Origin of the sequence: Methanosarcina siciliae T4/M (assembly GCF_000970085.1) — an archaeon.
Classification (GTDB): Archaea; Halobacteriota; Methanosarcinia; order Methanosarcinales; family Methanosarcinaceae; genus Methanosarcina; species Methanosarcina siciliae.
This window is the reverse complement of record NZ_CP009506.1, coordinates 3,311,112-3,327,357: the sequence shown is the minus strand read 5'-3', so window position 1 is coordinate 3,327,357 and position 16,246 is coordinate 3,311,112. Positions and strand designations below refer to the sequence as shown.

16 protein-coding genes and 1 pseudogene are annotated in these 16,246 nt (G+C 42.2%); 5 read left to right on the top strand and 12 right to left on the bottom strand.

The genetic code is table 11. The features are described from left to right. Window positions 1–6 precede the first annotated feature (6 nt). Entirely contained in the window at window positions 7–3,069 is a 3,063-nt protein-coding gene (locus MSSIT_RS13815) for a HEAT repeat domain-containing protein (protein ID WP_048173099.1), read from the bottom strand. Between the two features lie 295 nt (window positions 3,070–3,364). Between MSSIT_RS13815 and MSSIT_RS13810 the strand changes: the two genes are divergently transcribed. Beyond that, window positions 3,365–4,153, top strand: a complete 789-nt coding sequence (locus tag MSSIT_RS13810) for a helix-turn-helix transcriptional regulator (RefSeq protein WP_048173097.1) — start codon at window positions 3,365–3,367, stop codon at window positions 4,151–4,153. A 101-nt stretch (window positions 4,154–4,254) separates the two neighbouring features. On the opposite strand, the gene MSSIT_RS13805 is transcribed toward MSSIT_RS13810, so the two are convergent. Next, window positions 4,255–5,529, bottom strand: a complete 1,275-nt coding sequence (locus MSSIT_RS13805; RefSeq protein ID WP_048173095.1) for a serpin family protein — start codon at window positions 5,527–5,529, stop codon at window positions 4,255–4,257. Between the two features lie 261 nt (window positions 5,530–5,790). Here MSSIT_RS13805 and MSSIT_RS13800 point away from each other — a divergent pair, with 261 nt between their 5' ends. Then, window positions 5,791–7,029 (top strand): hypothetical protein, encoded by a 1,239-nt coding sequence (locus MSSIT_RS13800; RefSeq protein WP_048173094.1) that lies wholly within the window; start codon window positions 5,791–5,793, stop codon window positions 7,027–7,029. Between the two features lie 247 nt (window positions 7,030–7,276). Beyond that, window positions 7,277–7,609 (top strand): hypothetical protein, encoded by a 333-nt coding sequence (locus MSSIT_RS13795; RefSeq protein ID WP_231589836.1) that lies wholly within the window; start codon window positions 7,277–7,279, stop codon window positions 7,607–7,609. A gap of 248 nt (window positions 7,610–7,857) precedes the next feature. Here MSSIT_RS13795 and MSSIT_RS24970 read toward each other — a convergent pair. From MSSIT_RS24970 to MSSIT_RS25755, 4 genes and pseudogenes are all read right to left on the bottom strand, one after another. After that, window positions 7,858–8,118 (bottom strand): annotated as a pseudogene (locus tag MSSIT_RS24970) (serpin family protein); the annotation flags it as partial. Window positions 8,119–8,417: 299 nt separating this feature from the next. Continuing rightward, window positions 8,418–9,248: an AIM24 family protein gene (locus MSSIT_RS13785; RefSeq protein ID WP_048173089.1), complete on the bottom strand. Its 831-nt coding sequence runs from the start codon at window positions 9,246–9,248 to the stop codon at window positions 8,418–8,420. Window positions 9,249–9,700: 452 nt separating this feature from the next. After that, window positions 9,701–9,934 carry a hypothetical protein gene (locus MSSIT_RS13780; protein ID WP_048173088.1) on the bottom strand — a complete coding sequence of 78 codons (234 nt, stop codon included), beginning with the start codon at window positions 9,932–9,934 and terminating at the stop codon, window positions 9,701–9,703. Between the two features lie 170 nt (window positions 9,935–10,104). Then, complete coding sequence (locus tag MSSIT_RS25755; protein WP_390175987.1) at window positions 10,105–10,383, bottom strand: HEPN domain-containing protein; 279 nt, start codon at window positions 10,381–10,383, stop codon at window positions 10,105–10,107. 310 nt (window positions 10,384–10,693) lie between these two features. Here MSSIT_RS25755 and MSSIT_RS13770 point away from each other — a divergent pair, with 310 nt between their 5' ends. After that, on the top strand, window positions 10,694–11,020 hold the full coding sequence (locus tag MSSIT_RS13770; RefSeq protein ID WP_048173086.1) for a phasin family protein: 327 nt from the start codon (window positions 10,694–10,696) through the stop codon (window positions 11,018–11,020). Between the two features lie 549 nt (window positions 11,021–11,569). On the opposite strand, the gene MSSIT_RS25575 is transcribed toward MSSIT_RS13770, so the two are convergent. Continuing rightward, a complete protein-coding gene (locus MSSIT_RS25575) occupies window positions 11,570–11,713 on the bottom strand; it encodes a hypothetical protein (RefSeq protein WP_261788840.1) in 144 nt (47 codons plus the stop codon). A gap of 142 nt (window positions 11,714–11,855) precedes the next feature. On the opposite strand from MSSIT_RS25575, the gene MSSIT_RS13765 reads away from it, so the two are divergent. After that, entirely contained in the window at window positions 11,856–12,485 is a 630-nt protein-coding gene (locus MSSIT_RS13765; RefSeq protein WP_048173085.1) for a DJ-1/PfpI family protein, read from the top strand. 68 nt (window positions 12,486–12,553) lie between these two features. Here MSSIT_RS13765 and MSSIT_RS13760 read toward each other — a convergent pair whose 3' ends face one another. From MSSIT_RS13760 to MSSIT_RS24235, 5 genes are all read right to left on the bottom strand, one after another. Beyond that, on the bottom strand, window positions 12,554–13,372 hold the full coding sequence (locus MSSIT_RS13760; RefSeq protein ID WP_048173082.1) for a nitroreductase family protein: 819 nt from the start codon (window positions 13,370–13,372) through the stop codon (window positions 12,554–12,556). 409 nt (window positions 13,373–13,781) lie between these two features. Continuing rightward, a complete protein-coding gene (locus tag MSSIT_RS21380) occupies window positions 13,782–14,768 on the bottom strand; it encodes a class I SAM-dependent methyltransferase (RefSeq protein ID WP_231589835.1) in 987 nt (328 codons plus the stop codon). Window positions 14,769–14,812: 44 nt separating this feature from the next. Further along, entirely contained in the window at window positions 14,813–15,535 is a 723-nt protein-coding gene (locus tag MSSIT_RS21375) for a TetR/AcrR family transcriptional regulator (protein ID WP_052721660.1), read from the bottom strand. A gap of 72 nt (window positions 15,536–15,607) precedes the next feature. Then, window positions 15,608–15,835, bottom strand: coding sequence for a hypothetical protein (locus MSSIT_RS24240; RefSeq protein ID WP_052721659.1), 228 nt, complete (start codon window positions 15,833–15,835; stop codon window positions 15,608–15,610). A gap of 168 nt (window positions 15,836–16,003) precedes the next feature. Next, window positions 16,004–16,219, bottom strand: coding sequence for a hypothetical protein (locus tag MSSIT_RS24235; RefSeq protein ID WP_197080277.1), 216 nt, complete (start codon window positions 16,217–16,219; stop codon window positions 16,004–16,006). Window positions 16,220–16,246 lie beyond the last annotated feature (27 nt).

Genomic DNA, 16,246 nt, shown 5'->3' with positions numbered 1-16,246 from the left:
AAGATTTCATCTGCCCGAAGTTTTTGGCATCCTGACTCCGGGGATCAGGCCAATCAGTCTGCCCATGCGCCTGTAGCGTTCGAGCAGGTCCTGTTCCTGTCGGATGTCTTCAAGTTTTTCAAAAAAATACTGGTTTTCAGGCAGATAGGGAACCTGAGCCCTGAGGACGTTGAGCAGAGAATCAAGCTGCCTGTACAGCTCTTTTCGGTCTTTATCAATATCCTGGAAACCCCATTCTCTGACCTTTTGGCTTACCATACATGTAATCTTTTCCGTGGGAGTACCCTTTGCCTGAAGGCAGGCTGTCCTTGCTCGATACCGGATTCCGGAAAGAGTTTCTTTCAGCTTCTGTTCCAGAACTACATTTCCAATCCTGGGATACTCTTTTTTCATGGACTTCTGTACAAGAATAAAGTCTTCTTCCAGAGCATCCAGCATCCCTGAAGCCCTGTCAAAAACCGCTATACATTTCTCAAGCAGTTTTTTCTGGGCTAGCAGGTCTCCGGGAGTCAGATTTCCTGCAGCTTGAAGAAGCCCTGCAAGCTCTTCCAGAATTTCCAGAAGCTCCTGATTTTCTTCCAGATCCCTTATCTCATGAACCGCCTTTGAGAAATACCTCCCACTTTCGAGACTTGCAGTTCTCTCCGGGCTATCGCTAAAAAGTATTCGCAGAAGGCTCTCGTAAAATGGGGAATAGAGCTCGGGAAGGGACGTATCAACAAGAGTTTCAGCAGCTTCTTTAAAGTATTTGACAGCTTCCTTGAACCCGAAAAGATAAGCAGCTTCGTTTTCCGCCCTGAGTGCTCTCCAGAGGGAAGCTCTCCCAAGGGAACGGAGAGCATATCTGCGGACATAGACATAGGGACTATCGATAAGAGCCTGCAGGTCTCTCCAGGCTCGGGTTTTATCAGGCACATGGAAGAAAGCAGGCCCAAGTGCTCGAGTTGCAGCTCTCTGCACGAAACTGTCGCTATGATTTGAAAGCCTTATTAGATCACTCCAGACTCTCCCTTTGTCCGGAACATCTGCAAATCCGGAAGCAATGGCAAGTACTGCCCCTTTCCGGACTTCCCGGTCTTCAACGGAGCTTAGCCGCAAAAGATCGTTCCATGCCCTCTGCTTGTTATCTGTGTATATAAATGCAACGGGGAGAAGCTCTGCTGCTCTTTTCCGGAGCTGGGAGTCCTGACTTTCACTGAGTTTGACAAGGTCAAAAAAAACTCCGGACTTTTCTTCAACCTCTGGGAAGACATGAGAAATCAGCTCTGTGGCCCTCTTTCTAACATCTGTGTCTCTATCCCCTGACATTTTAAGAAGTTCGCTCCAGATATCCTGCACCCCGCCCGCCTTCCGGGAATAAATAGCCAGCAGAGATTCGATAGCCCCTCTGCGCATCTGCGGGTCCGGGTCCTGGATAAGGCTTAACAACTTTTCAATCACTTCTTTTTTGTCTGGCAGGTAAGGGTATGCTCTGGCAAAGGACTCTGCTGCATCTTTTCGTACATATCTATCTCTGTCTCCCGTCAGTTTCAGAAGGTTAAAAGCAGGCTCTCTAGTTTCTGTTTCCCTGCCCTGCTTACTTTCGATCTCCCTTCTTCCTCTCGCCTCTATTTCACCCTTTGCTTCTCTTTCTTCTCCTTTTCCAGGAAAGAAAGCCCCTAGAGAATTGGCGGCATCCCTTCGTACAAAGGCAGCTTTTTCCGAAGCCAGCTTGTAGAAACCAGCAGGTTTGCTTTTCTCTTCTTCTCCCCCCAGCTCTGTCTTTTTTATCTCATGCTTCCACTTCTCTGCCCCTTCCTCTTTCTCTTCAATCTCTCCTTCTTTATTTTCCTCTTCTTCCACTTCATTTGTCTCATACTTATAAAAGAACTGAGGGTAGACAGAAGCAAGCGTCTTGACAACTCTCCTGAGTACATAACTATCTTTCTTTTCAGTCAGCTGCACAAGGTCCGAATATGCCTGATTTTTGTCGGACACATGGGGAAAAACCTTACTGAGGGTATCAGCTGCAGCCCGCCTGACATATTCGTCTTCATTCCCTGTGAGTTTGAGAAGTTCTTCCCAGACCGAGTCTTTATCTTTCAGACCCGGAAACACAGCTGAAAGCGTATCTGCGGCCGTATCCCTGACGTAGTCGTCCCTTGCCCCGGTAAGCCTCAGGAAATCAGCCCAGACTAGTATGCTGTCTGGCATCTCAGGAAATACGGAAACAAGAGTATCTACTGCCTGCTTTCGCACAGCTCCGCTCTCATCGCCGGTTAGCCTGAAAAGATCTCCCCATGCCACTTTTTTATCAGGAACCGAAGAAAAGACCGAAGGTAGAGCGAGCAGAATTTCCTTTTGCATGGCCTGGTCCGCGGTTTTTCCTGCCAGTTCCAGCACCTCTTCCCAGGCTTCATCTTTCTTTTCCTCTGGTAGAACCGGAAAAACCTCTTCGATAGACTTTGCAGCCAGTGCCCTGACCGTTGAGTCCGCGGACGCATCTGCCAATTCCAATAATTCGTCCCAGGAGTCGTTTTTCTTATCCTCAGGAATCTCAGGAAAAACCATGCTTAAAAAAGAAGCTGCCTTTTCCCGCACATAAGAGTCATCCGAAACAGTCATCTCAAGCAGATCTTTCCAGGCCTGTTCCTTATTCGGAAGCTCCGGGAGCACATCAGGGAGCCGTCGGACAATCCCCCTGCTCACATCTTCCATACTTGATTTTGATTTTACCAGCCCGGCCAGATCGTTCCATGCCCGGGTTTTGTCAGGCATAAGCGGAAAAACAGCAATTAGAGCATTTACCCCCCTTTTCATTACCCTTTCCGAAGGATAAGCCGTAAGGTTTACAAACCTCTCCCAGGTAAGTTCCCTGTCCGGCACATTGGGGAAAACCATCTCAAGCGAATTGATAGCCTCTTCCCTGACCTCACTGTCCCTGTCAGAACAAAGCCTCAACAGGTCTTCAAATGCCTGCTTCCGCTCAGGAAAAACCTCAAAGAGAATCCCCAACTGTTTTGCAGCCTTTTTCCTCTCATCCGAAACCTGACTGAAAGTCTTATCATGTATACCTGGCTGGTCGCTCAAAAATTTTCACCAACTGCTGCTCTAATCCCCTTCTATTTGCTGTATTGAGTTTAGCAGGTTTGTTTCATATAAGTATTGATTTTGGATTTTCTTTAGAAAAATATTGAAGATACGGTTCGGCAACCAGGGAAAAGAAAGCACCTTTAGAGCTTCAAATACTCGAATATCCGGATCAAAACATATAACTTCTTATTTAATTCCAAATATCCTTTATATTATAACTTAAATTATGTAGACAGGACTATAAAAAACTGTTAAAATTCAGAATTAAATCTTAAAAAAGGGGAGTCTGGAAATGGAAAACTCCTACCTCAACCTGGTATTATTTTCGGAAAAAAGAAAAAACATTCTTCTGTTATTGAAAGAAGGCCCAAAAAGTCTTGAAGAACTAAGAAATTCTCTCAATGCCAGCCCGACCTCAGTTCAGCCTCAGATCAAAATGCTTAAAGGCAGGGACATCCTGTGCGGGACAAGGAAAAAGTATGAGTTAACCCTTTTGGGAAATATAATAGCTGAAAATATGCAGAATCTTGTCAATACCATGGAGACCCTCGAGGATAAATATGATTTCTGGGCCAACCACAAGCTCGACGGAATCCCCTTATATTTATTAAAGAGGATAGGGGAACTGAAGCAAAGTACCTTTACCAAGCCTCTTGATGAAAGCAGCATGTTTTCTCCCCACACCGAATTTGTGGAAAATATCGCAAAATCAAAATTTGTAAAAGGCATCTCACCTTTTATCCATCCTCTGTACCCGAAAATGTTCCTGCAATTTGCAGAAAAAGGTATTGATGTCTCTCTGGTTGTGACAGAAGCCGTTCTGGGAAGGATGAAAACCGAATTCATGCCTGAAATGGAAAAGTTCCTTGCCTTTGAAAATACCCGTCTCTTTGTCTACGATAAAGAACTGCAACTCTCATCCGCAGTAACAGATGGCTTTCTCTCGCTAGGTCTCTTTTACAACAGCGGCGCCTACGACCATATAAACGACATTATATGCTTCGACCCCGAAGCCCTCCGATGGGGAGAAGACCTCTATGCTTACTATGAAGGATTGTCCAGAGAAGTAAAAGAAATTTGAATGAATAAATGTTTGAGGCTCAGAAACCTAAAAAAATAGGAACAAAAAGAATAAAAATTTAAAGAAAAGTAGGAAATCAAAAAAATAAAAGTATAGTTCTCTCACTTATTATACTCAGGGTATTCAACTTTTCCCATGAAAAGGATACAGTTTGTTCTCCTGTCCTCTATGAAGAACATGAACGGATGGTCGGCTTTGAATTCCTTTGGTTTGGCTTCCCATGAGATGTTCATGCCCATACACATCTCCTCCATTGTTGCTGCGGCAGCTTCCGTACCTTCCTCTTTTACATCTATAAAAGTTTGATGAATCACTCTGGAAATTGCTAACGGACTGTCACTAATTCCTGAAAAGTCCGCCTGCCCGAAGGCGTCCACGATACCCATTTCGATGAGGGAGTTAGAGAGCTCTGTTTTAGTCTCAAATTTGAATTTAGGAATCGAAGTCTTTACTTCCTCTACCAATTTCATGTCGTTTTTAAGTTCCGTGTAATCGTTTAGCGTGAATTCTGTTTCAAACTTTTCAAGATTGTTGCTTTTTGGAAGCACGACATACATGGATAAATCATTGCCTTTATAAGGCAATTCTATAATTTTCGCCTTTGAGTTTTCTCCATAATTGAATCTGTTACATATGTACATCGTGTCCACAGAGACTTCTTCCCCTTTTGTCGGATAAAATGGTTTTTTGTCTGTCAGTTCCTTATCAAATTCATATACCCATTTTCCGTTAAAGTAAACTGCATTTGTAATAATTATCCTCGTAGTATCCGTTATCGAATTTTCCGGGACAAGATCCTTAATTCTATCATTGGTTCTGGCTTCGACCCATTCATTTATTGTATTTCTGGAAGCCTCCGGTTTTCCCACAAAGTCCAGATTAGTTACTTCTCCGTCATAGTATTTTTTTACATTGCGGATATATGCTTCTTTTACAGGATACCCTTCCTGTACCCAGAGCGCATTTGCAGTTTGAAGCTCATAATCGCTATTTGCGGAATTTATCTTGTCATTTATTCTTTCCATACGGACTTTCAAAACTGTTTTATTGGAGGGGAAATAGAAGACGTTTGAGATCTGCTCTTTTGTGGTATCCTCAGCCCCCTCATAACAGATTGACATAGCAGTGGATATGCTGTGCGGTGAAAAAAAGATATTTTCATGCTCTCCGGTTTCCAGCTGTGTCAGCTGTGAATACATGTCAAAAGCAAAGGCGTTGTTTGCAACTGCAATATCATAATCTCCAACTGAGTCCGCATTTATCGTACTTTCTTCAATTACAGCCGCGTTTTCTTCAACTGCAACCATGTTTTCAATGCAGCCTGTGAACAGTAATGTTAGAGTAAAGATAAGAAAAACAAGATTTTTTTTGTTCATGTCTTATAATATCGTAAACTGCTTACAAAAATTTATTTATATATAAAAGAAAAGTCTCTTTTTTTAGATTTGTTTTTTCATAAGTGGATTTATAGATAGATTCATCGACAGGTCATAGCAGGTTCTCAATGAAACTTCAAACAAAGTATTTATCTGTCATTATATTTATTCCAGTACGGATGTTAAACTTGTTCTTATTATGTTTCGGTACTAAACCATGAAGAAAGAACATAATATTTTGTTAAATAGAAGGAAGAAACAATGCGGCAACAGAATGCAACAAAAAATCAACTGGCACAGGAAGTAGCAGATATTATCGAACCTGTAATCCCCTATCTGGTCATCGGGTCTAAAAAAGCAACTGAAGAAGCCCGTAAAAAAGCAGGCCCCGACGTCTGGACAGTTAATAAAAAGCTGTGGGAAATACTGTGCTCGAGAGAAAATCCGGAGTTAAAAGAAGCCGCAGGAGACATGGTTATTGCCCCCTCCGACCCGGAAGTAAAACAGATTTTTGTTCGGGAGATTCTGAACTCGTTTGAAAAGGACCCGGATCTCGAAATAGAAATTTCATCTTTTATTGAAACCGAGGCAATGAAGAAGCTGGAGGCTAAAGCAAGTTCGGACAGGATTTCCTTACAAAACTCAAATGATAAAGTCAGAGTGCTGGAAGAATTTAGTGAGCTGCTTGAAAAATTGATAGCAAAAAACAGTTGTGTAGATAACATCAGTGATGGCAGTGGAGTCAGTACCGTCAGTGCTGACAGTACCTGGGATTCGGAGCCTTCAGAATGCGGGACGGGAAAAGAAGAAATTCTGGAAAAAACCCTTGACTTTTCCTGTCAGATCCAGTACGGGGATCTGAGATCCCGGGCACTTTCCCTTGTTGTGCCATATCTGGAAGGCCCAAAAAAGGGAGAGTACATAAAAAAAGTCCTTTATTCTGCCTCAAATATTCATGATGACTCCGAAAGAGCCATGGTCTTTGCTCCATTTTCCCCTCAGATAGGGGGTCCGGGAAAAGAAGAGATTATTGAAGATATCTTTGACTTCTCTCCTCATATTCAATACGATGATGCAAAATTCGAGATACTTTCCCTGATTGTCCCTCATCTGGACAATACCACAAATGAAGCCCTGCTGGAAAAAGCCCTCGAAATGGCAGCCGGAATTCAATCCGAGTTTCTGAGAGTCCAGGCTTTTTCGATGCTTATATCCTGCCTGAGCGGGCAAAGAAAAGAGGAAATCATAGAAGAAGCCCTTCAGCTAGCATCCAATCTTAAGGATAAAGACATGAGGCCGCAGGCCCTTTTGTTTGTTATACCACATCTGGACGAAGCAAGAAAAAAAGAAATTCTGGAAAAAGCCCGTGAGATCGCATACGGGATTGAGTCAGAATCTCGGAGGATACAGGCTCTTTCTTCGCTTGTGCCTTATCCAGAAGAACCTGAAAAAGAAGAAGTCATGGAGAAAAAACTCAGTTCAGGGCCTGTAGCAAAATAACTTTATCGATTCCCGCTAGCAGGACCGAAAACCGGATTAAATTTCATATTTCGGACTAAATTCCATACTTGATAGAGATTAACTATTAATAATCAGATAGTAATATTATTTGAATAATATTAAATTAACATATATTTAGATTTATATGTTAATTTAAACTTCTTTATTTATTAGTTCTTGTCAAATTTCTTTTGCATATTCCGTCAACTGGAATGGTCAAATTACACATGGGGGTTGAAGAACGAAAGTGAAATTGATAGTTTCTCTGTTAGCGATATATCTGGTTTTTTCTCTCGGATTGGCTCAAGCACAGAATGAAGAGAGCGATTGTAAACCTCTAAAATTTATCAATGTTACACCTGACGCTTTTGAGTGCATGAAGAAAAAAATTCAGGACTACGGCATCGATGTCCCGCCGGGAAATGAAGGGGAAATGTCTGAAAAGGGAGTTACCGGGAGCTTCGAATGGGACGGAAAGTCCGTTCTTACCATCACAATTAAGGAAAAACCCTTCTGGGTCAGCTGTGAGACTGCAGATGAGAGAGTGATATTATTCGTAGACGAATGTAAAGGAAAGTGAAGGAAAAACTTGAAGGGAAGTGGAAATTTCCCTGATTTTTCCGAATAATTAAGAAAAAAGGAGATCGGGATCAAAAAAGTATCAAGCTTATTCTCTTATCCCTTTCTTTCCTTTCTCTGTCTTTATTTCTCAAGCAAAACCTCTGCCGTTTTATAATCTCTGCCTTTCTTCCAGCAATCGCAGTCCCTGTCGTTTCTACTTCTGATTTTCAGTTTAACTGCATTTTTAAGTTCAACTCATTTTTAAGTTCAACTGAGCAAGTCCTGTTTCAGTAACTTTTTCCACGGAAGGCTCCATAACCCTCCAGTTTCCTCATAATTCGGATATCCCACTTTTCCCATGAAATGGATACAGTTTGTCTTTCTGTCCTCTATGAAAAACATTGTAGCACCTTCAGCTCCCTCATAACAGATCGCCATGGCAGCAGATATACTATATGGCGAAAAGAAGATGTTATTTTTCTCTCTGCTTTCAAGCTGCACCAGCTTTGAATACATGTTAAAAGCAAAAGCATTGTTTGCAGCTGCGACGTCTTAGTATTCAACTGAGTCCGGATTAATCGTATTTACAGGAGTTATAGCCGTATCTTCAAGGCAGCCTGAGCATATCCTCCGGAGCCTGTTGCTTGTCCGGAAAGGAGTCAGAATGTTGAGTCAGAATGTTATTAGATGGTGCAAGGAATTCAGAGCGAAGTGATAAGGGTGATTAATCCCGGGGATGGGACAATTGAACAAAATGGAAAAAAATAGTAATAAATAAAAAGAAATTCTGAAAATTGAGCACTTTAATTTCATTATGTGTTTATATTTTATATAGAGTTATCTATATTCTTTCCTGCAGTTGCCAGCTGGGGAATTCCATTGTGTTTAAGGCGGTTGTAGACGGGCTGGGTTGGAGCGAGCCATATATGTCCTGTGCCTTCAAATGTCTGGAGCAGGCCTTCTCCACTCGTCATGGAACCGAATAACTGTTTGCTTGACCGTTGAACACTGTAGGCTACCGAACCCGAACGGAGAAGGGCAAAATTCCCATCAACCTGAATTCTTTCGTTATCAAGTTTGTACTTAAGCACTTCTTCCATCGGAATTGGGATTTCAAGAACCACGGTGCCTGTACCGGTAATTTGTGTCTGGAACCAGCCTTCTCCTCCCAGTAACCCGGATGACAGATTTTTCTGTGATGCTACCCCGATTTCCATTCCCTCTTCACAGCAGTAAAAAATCCCTTTGTCCACGACTATTGACTCGTTTTCCAGGTTCATGAGAACGTAGTGACTAAAAGAAGGCTCAAGAAAGATTTCTCCTGTTCCTTTGTATAAGGGTTTAAAGGTAGACTCGTTGGTGAGCTTGCTTTTGATAAGCTTTTTAGCAAGTCCGCCAACCCCTCCTATACCTGAAGCGCATTCAATATGCCCTTTGTGGAAATAGAGAGCCCCTGACTCGGTAATAAGACCGCTATCTTCAAGGGTTACCTTAACCATCTTCAGGGACATCCCTGCATTTTTTATATAAAATAGGTCCTCTGCGAGGGCTGCATCTTTGCTTCCTTTAAGGTGATTACACTCAAGAATTTCGACTTTGAAACCGCCTTTCTCAATGGAATCGAGAATATTTACGTTTGAGTAGAATTTTTCATCCATCAGTAAACCTCTTTAATAATTTCACCATATTAATCTATTTAATATACATATTAATTCTACTTATAAAATTATGGTAGGTTGTATAGTGGATGAAAGAAGGGATCATCACATCCGATATCTTTGATGAGGAGGTTATTGACGGGAAGAGGATAAGGTATGTGCCTTTATGGTACTGGTTACCTGAAGAAGATTAATTTTTTGTTTCAGCCCTTTTACAATGGATTTATTCTTCAGTTCCCGGCGCATTGTGCAGTTTGAGGATACTAGAGGAAAAGGATACACCACAGGAGTGACCGGGGAGGATGAGGGGCTGCATCGGTTGTGTAACTGGTGAATTGGAGAAATTGGTGTTTTTATTTGGATTGCTTTCCAGGTACCGGGGCTTTCACCGGCCACAGAGCGCAGCGGAGTGAATAGCTTTTTCCTAAATAAAGAAGAAAAAGAGATTGGATTCAAAAACAACCAACTGAATTATCTTTTCTTCCCACCCCCCGTCTCTCCTCCTTTATCCTCTCAAACAAAACCTCTGCCGTCTCATAGTCCCCGCCTTCTTTTCTTGCAATCCCAACCTCTGTTTCAACAAGTTCGCCTGAAAATGCTTTTGCAAGAGCGGACTGCCTTAGTTTTTCTGTATTTTCTCTTGCCGCCGTAACTTTTGCTTCAATAGAATAGTCGGCAAAGTGCATGTAAACGCTTCAAAACATCCATTAATACGACTGCAGGATTTAAGAGGCAGTATGATGCATTTCTTCTGCAAAGCTTATGGAAAATGAGGTTTCTTCAAAAGTAACGAAGGTTCCACCATACTGGACATTGTGACGAGAGACACGCATCTTATCGAAGATGTTTATGAGTTTTAGAAGGTAAGGTCTTCATTATATAGATGTTTAAGTGCGATGCCACGACAGGAGGAATGTCTCCGTTCTGTGTGGCCTTTTGAAAATAGTAAAGCCCTAGCACTATGAAATGCGCTGTAGTATGCAGCCAGTTGCACCATCTCATACTCTTCAATTTCCAGGTTTTTTTGTGCTGAATGCAGAAAACGCTCTGCTGTCGATAATGATACGGGTACCCTTCCCCTGGTTCGGGAATCCCGCTTGATCAATTTTTCGGCTTCACAATCCTTCAAGTTCATAGTTCTGCAATCAATCTTTTCCATATCTACGGGGTGCTCCCTGTAATTATTTAATATAATGAGTGATTATTCAGTTTATTGAATGATTATGGACATGATTCAACTTAAGGTATTTTTAATCAATAGTATTTTTAATCAATAGTATTTTTAATCAATAGTATTTTTAATCAATAGTATTTTTAATCAATAGTATTTTTAATCAATAGTATTTTTAATACATCATCGCCTTAATATATTATCAGTTTTTAGTAAAGTATCATCATTCAAGCTAAGTTATTTTCAGTTTAATGATTCAGGGTGAGTGCTTATAATGAAAGAATCTGTTCGAAAACTTGGGCTCATAGGGGCCGGCCTGTGGGCAATGACCGAAGAAAGAGTAAATGAGCTCGTAAAAGACCTGGTCGACAAAGGGGATATCAGCAAGGAAGAAGGAAAAAAAGTTGTTCAGGATGTGCTTGAAGAGAGCAGGAAGCAGAGGTTTGACCTCGAGAAGAAAATATCTGACAAGATGCAGGAAACCATCTCAAAGGCCGATGTTTTTACCAGAAAAGATATGCATGAACTTGAATCAAGGTTAGAGATTCTTGAAGAAGAACTCCAGAAAATTAAAAATAAGGAAAAGATGTTCTTCAAATAAAAATTTTTTTCAAAATTTTGTTTGCATCACTACTTCTTTTCTCTCTGGTTGAATCCATCAGTTCGTTGTAATCAGCAAGTTTTGCTTCAAGTTCTGCAGTCTCAACACCGGTTTCGTATTATTCCAGGTGCCACGTGCCGAATTTGCCGCAATTGAGAGTTCTTCAACATCTGCTGCATTTCCAATAGCTTCTTTTTCTTCCTAAAGCTGGCGTATCCGTTCATCAATGGAGGTAATTCTGGCTTCAGTACCATTGCCGTTTGACTGCTCAAGGATATACCGCATTTTTTCAAGATTGGTTTTTATATAATCAATGCTTGAGTTGAGATACGTCCTTACATTGTCCAGGTCTTCTTCATCGTAATTTCCGGACCTTAGTTTGGCTCTGATCTGTAGGAAAGACAGGAATTCAGAAACTTTTTCATCAAGCTCTTTTGTAACCTCTCATAATGTTGAACACCAGCTCGGAGGATGGCTTCCTCCTCCATTAAAACGTTCAAAAACCACTTAATTAATTGGCTAATTTCATCTTCCTGTCTCCTGTAGGCTTTATCCTGAGATTGTAATTTTCTGTCCTGATAAAGTCTTTACTGTCCATAACCCCACTTTCAACCAGGCTGACAACTCCAGATCTACGAGAGACCTGAAAGGCTCCTGAAGGTAATATGCTAAGTTTTTTTTGCTTGGTGTCATTGCATGCAAAAAGCCTACATAAGCATCCGACCTACAGAATTAATGATTCTCAGGCGCTCAGATTCAAGTAGAGGGTAGTTCTAATTGAGCACATTCATACTAAGAGAAACATTATTTACAAAACATCCCCAACCTTACTAACATGAACTTCGGGTTTTTGATTTTCCCAGACCTGGAAGAACTTGACCTTGTCGGCCCCTGGGAAATAATATCGCTCTGGAGCAAATTTGCTCAGGGACCTGAGAAGTGCCTCATGGTTGCTGAAAATCCCGCCCCCGTGATCTGTAGCAAGGGAATGTACGTAAATCCTCACGTCACCTTTGCAGATTGTCCTCCACTTGATTTCCTTCTTGTGCCGGGCGGCGAAGGCACACAGAGAGAAATTGATAATCCGTCTCTTATCGAATTCGTTGCCGGGCAGGCTGATAACTGCAAATCTGTAATGTCGGTCTGTACCGGCACATTTATCCTTCACCGCGCCGGGCTGCTCTCAAACAAACGAGCTACTACCCACTGGGCTTCCCTGCAGAAGCTGCGGGAATTGGGGGATGTGGAGGTAATAGAAGAAAGAATCGTACGGGATGGAAAAGTCTGGACCTCGGCGGGCATTTCTGCCGGCATCGATCTGGCACTTGCATTTGTTGAATATATGACTGACGAAAAAACAGCGGGCAAAATTCAACTTGGAGCTGAGTATTACCCGTCGGACAGGTCATACGGAATGATGCACAAAATCCCGCAGGCTCCTGAGTATTTGAAGAAAAGGGACTGAAACGTCCCTTCAAAAATTCAAAAAAATTAAATAAATCTAAGAATTTCAAAGATTCCAGGTTCCAGATCTTATTTCCACACAACTTCAAGGGGCTTCCTGCGAGGGATTCCGTATACTTTGTACTTCGGATTGCCAAACATCATTGCATAGGCAAACTTTCGTCCTGGGGGCAGGCTGAGTTCCTTCTGGAGAGGTTCGTAGAACATGGAAGCTGCCGCAACAAAGCCCGCCCAGCATGTCCCTATCCCGAATGCCGGTGCAGCTAGGTCGAAATGGGTGAGGGCGATGATGGCGTCTACAGGTGCAATGGGACTTTCTTCTGGAATGTGGGCGAAAAGCATGTGCGGAGCGTCCCGGCAGATAACATCGTATCCCTGCTCCCATGCCGCAATAAGTGCAGGTACGTACCCGCTCATAGGGTGGGGAGTGTTCACAAGGGTCTTCATCCATTCGATGGTAAGCCTGGCAATCTTTTTTACTTCTTCAGGATCATGGACAACCAGCCACTGCACCGGTTGTCCGTTGGTTCCGGATGCAGCGTAACGGGCAATATCGAGGACTTCAAGGATTTTCTCCTTTGGCACGGGCTCACTGGTAAAATACCGGACAGACCTGCGTTTCTTTAGGTAAAGTGCTATGTCCTCCTGAGAGATATTGCCTGCACCGGCAGGTAGGGGAACCTTTTCATCAGGACGGAGGTTCAAAATGAGAGCTTCGGAAGGGCAAAAAACCTCGCAGTGTCCACAGTAGAGACAGCGTAAAGCATTTGTTTCCTGCACTTGAGGGAGATTAGCCTCGTCAGCCGAATCGATAATACCTGACGGGCACACCTTTGCACAAATGCCGCACCGTGTGCAGCGATCCTGATCAACGATAATTTGAGCCATTATATCAAATCCTATTAAAGGTGAATATATAATCAGCCGGACTTATTACTTTTCTTTGTTTCTTTCGCTTGTGAAGTTTCATTCATTCGATTACCGCATGGGCAAAGAAATAAAGATTGCATCCTTCCTTATATCTATTCATTCCATGGAAGTATCATTTTTTATATTCTTCAGCAGTCACTTTTTGAATTCAGGAAAATCTCCTCTCAAGAAAAAACGTCTCGATCGTTCCCCCCTTAATACCAAACTAGGAGCCCTGTCGTTATGTATAATTCAGGATATTCGTTCCACTTACAGTGCACAAGTTTTCTTTACTGATCTTCGCTCGATCATGTAATACAGATTGTGAATAATCTGTTTATACAGCAAACTGACATAAGAAGGAAGGTAAAACAAACCTTCTGAAGTATCATAGCCGCATATGGAAGATTTTTATCCTCCCTTTCTCATCAGTGTAATCCATGAATTGTCTAACGGATAAACTCAATGAGGGATCTCGTGGAATACCTCTGAATAAAGGAAATTGATCTACAACAGTAATACGGTCATCCCATGCTACCATTTCGCTTGCATCTTCCAGCGGACATTTGCAGGTGAAGCCAAAGAAGAAATCACTCATTGCTTCGCCTTTTTCCTGTGCACTGAGCTGGTCCCACCAAGTTTCGAAATCATCCAACTCTGCACTTTGCGGCCTGGTCGATGTTGTCAGAGCGCCGATCATCATATCTTTTTGAGCCTGTGGGAAAAACATCTTCCACGCGTTCTCAAATGCCTTTATGTACTCCGCTTGCATTGCATCCCTTTTTTCAGGCTCATCATCGTTCCATCCTACGCCATAGGCTCCGCAGCTTTCATCAACGTCAATACTCGATTCTGATTCGGCTTCAAAAACGATTTCGCAACCCGGAAAACGATCTGCCAGCAAAGAAAAGAACTGGCGTACTTCTGTTTCTCCAAAGTAGCGGAAGAGTCCGCCAGCAATCATAAATAAGCCATTTTCAGTGTTAATGTCCTGACACCAGCTAGGATCAAGAAAAGATTTTGCAATGCACGTTGATCTATCCGTTTCCGGAAGCAACTGTTTTCTGACTTCAATGAGTTCGGGAAGGTCCAGGTCGTACCAGCGAATGGTGCCGTTGTCAACGCGGTAAAATTCCGTTTCGAATCCGGCACCAAGATTAATTACCGATACTTGAGGGTGCTCTTTGATGTAAGCCTTTACCTTGTTGTCCAATTGCATTGCGCGTGCCGCATTGGCAAACAATGTAAAGTCAGCACCTGATTTCTCAAGTAAGGAAAAACAGCAATCAATTTTTTCGACGAGTTCAACGGCTTTTACGTCATTGAATAATGAGGCATGGTCTTTACTTAGCTTCGCTCGACTATACAATGTCACGACTATACAATGTCACTAAAGAAGTTAGCGGCATGCCGCTTAAGTTAACCTTTATCTTGGTCTGTTGCAAATCTATCATTCCTCCATTTTGGCATCCTTGAATACATATCCTCACTTTTCTCTCCGGTATTCATGAGCATGTGGTATACAAGATCGCCAATTTCCAGGTAGAGTTGCTGCATAGTAACTCCATGAGTTTCCATGAATTTTCTTAGAAAGGGACTTATGTTCGCGATACCGTCGGTAATAAAGGTGCTTACAACCACCGCAACAGCTGGATTCACATCAGGTCTATAAGTCCCGTCCTCGATGTAGAACTTTATTGCCAGAAATATACTCTCGTAGATCTCTTCAGTAAACTCAATTATCTCTTTTGCATCGCAACTCATACTATTTGCATCCGATAGATCGAACCTTCCTGACCGGAAATAAATACAGGCTCTGGCGTAGTCAGGGTATTCCTGAATAAACTTAATGGATGCCATGCTCAGTTCACCGAACTTGATATCACTAGCCTGCGCACTTTTTTGTTCCTCTGTGATCATAGCGCGGAGAATTTTGATTCCACGATTTACGACAGCAAAAAAAAGCGACTCTTTATCTTTGAAGTAATAATACAATGCAGGCTTACTTAACTCAACTTCACCTGCAATCTCGTCCATTGATACATTATCGTAACCTCGTGAAAAGAAAAGTTTTTCAGCAGCATTAACGATGTCCTCACGTCTCTGCTCTTTTTCTCGCTGCCTTCGTTCTGCTAGTGCCATTTTTACATCACCTTGCTCCCTTGAGATTAATAAACCCGTAAATTTACTGATAGTAGGTAATTTACTCAAGGTCTACTTTTTACTACGAGTCAAATGATGATAATTTTTCCTGTACTTGATTGTTGTTTCATCGGGCTGGAAAGCCATGAAATCGACAAAACCTACAGACTGTCCATTTGGTAGGGAGGTCTCATCAAGTTGAACCACACTTTGAGCATTTATTGAAATATCCAGGTCTGGAGTCGAGATTTCAAGTTTGGAAGGCCTTTTAACAGTACGGTCCTTTATTATCGTGTTCACCCATTCTTCTTCATCGACACTAACCTGGTCCCCGAAGTATTCTGAGATTATTTTACCTTTATGTTTGTTTATAAGGGTCAGGTGCTTGTATGTGTAATTCTCATAGCCGTCATCAATGCTTCTTACACCGTAGAAAATTGTCTGGTATTTATCCGTTGTAACTTCCGATCAGCTCCACCCATGCATTTCCATTTGCCATGTAGCTTGGTCAGGGGTATAGGGGATCATGTGGTCGAAGTACCCGTTAGTCTGCATAACCCTGTATTCCTTGCCGTCAAGCACCACACTGCCTCCGAGCTTTCCGTAAGCGTATTCATATGTGGTAAAATTCACAGGCTCTATGGCACTATCGACCGTTTTTTCGACACGAGGCTTGAAAAACAAATTTAGCGCGAAATAATTTCGGGATAA

Coding starts and splice junctions, on each gene's coding strand:
- MSSIT_RS13765 (WP_048173085.1), top strand. CDS start 11,856: ATGAACTTCGGGTTTTTGATTTTCCCAGACCTGGAAGAACTTGACCTT.
- MSSIT_RS13760 (WP_048173082.1), bottom strand. CDS start 13,372: ATGGCTCAAATTATCGTTGATCAGGATCGCTGCACACGGTGCGGCATT.
- MSSIT_RS25755 (WP_390175987.1), bottom strand. CDS start 10,383: ATGAACTTGAAGGATTGTGAAGCCGAAAAATTGATCAAGCGGGATTCC.
- MSSIT_RS21375 (WP_052721660.1), bottom strand. CDS start 15,535: ATGGCACTAGCAGAACGAAGGCAGCGAGAAAAAGAGCAGAGACGTGAG.
- MSSIT_RS13800 (WP_048173094.1), top strand. CDS start 5,791: ATGCGGCAACAGAATGCAACAAAAAATCAACTGGCACAGGAAGTAGCA.
- MSSIT_RS13805 (WP_048173095.1), bottom strand. CDS start 5,529: ATGAACAAAAAAAATCTTGTTTTTCTTATCTTTACTCTAACATTACTG.
- MSSIT_RS13810 (WP_048173097.1), top strand. CDS start 3,365: ATGGAAAACTCCTACCTCAACCTGGTATTATTTTCGGAAAAAAGAAAA.
- MSSIT_RS13770 (WP_048173086.1), top strand. CDS start 10,694: ATGAAAGAATCTGTTCGAAAACTTGGGCTCATAGGGGCCGGCCTGTGG.
- MSSIT_RS25575 (WP_261788840.1), bottom strand. CDS start 11,713: ATGACACCAAGCAAAAAAAACTTAGCATATTACCTTCAGGAGCCTTTC.
- MSSIT_RS13780 (WP_048173088.1), bottom strand. CDS start 9,934: ATGCACTTTGCCGACTATTCTATTGAAGCAAAAGTTACGGCGGCAAGA.
- MSSIT_RS13785 (WP_048173089.1), bottom strand. CDS start 9,248: ATGGATGAAAAATTCTACTCAAACGTAAATATTCTCGATTCCATTGAG.